Genomic DNA, 317 nt, shown 5'->3' with positions numbered 1-317 from the left:
AGATGGCCCAACTGGAAGCGTTGAAAAAAGATGCCGGGTTAAAGCGCGAAATCGAGTTCGAGCAGAAACTCGTCAACCTGATGAAAAGCTACGACAAAAGCCTGCGCGATGTCATAGCCATACTTGACCCCAAAGCCGGGGGGCGCACCACCGGCCCTGCCCCCAAACAGCACCGTCGCCCGCGGGTGGTGAAGGTTTACACACACCCCGAGACCGGCGAGCGGATCGAGACCAAAGGCGGCAACCACCGCGGCCTCAAAGCCTGGAAAGAGCAGTATGGCGCCGCCGAGGTGGAAAGCTGGGCTCGCTGATGAAAC

The 317-nt window shown here is 59.6% G+C and carries 1 protein-coding gene; it reads left to right on the top strand.

Annotated elements, in window-relative coordinates; translation table 11 throughout:
• A partial coding sequence (locus QWI17_RS16590) for a histone-like nucleoid-structuring protein, MvaT/MvaU family (protein WP_302723643.1) occupies positions 1 to 311 on the top strand: 311 nt, incomplete at its 5' end.
• Positions 312 to 317: the final 6 nt, after the last annotated feature.

Origin of the sequence: Gilvimarinus gilvus, from assembly GCF_030518155.1 — a bacterium.
Taxonomy (GTDB): domain Bacteria; phylum Pseudomonadota; class Gammaproteobacteria; order Pseudomonadales; family Cellvibrionaceae; genus Gilvimarinus; species Gilvimarinus gilvus.
This window is presented reverse-complemented; position numbering and strand designations above follow the sequence as displayed.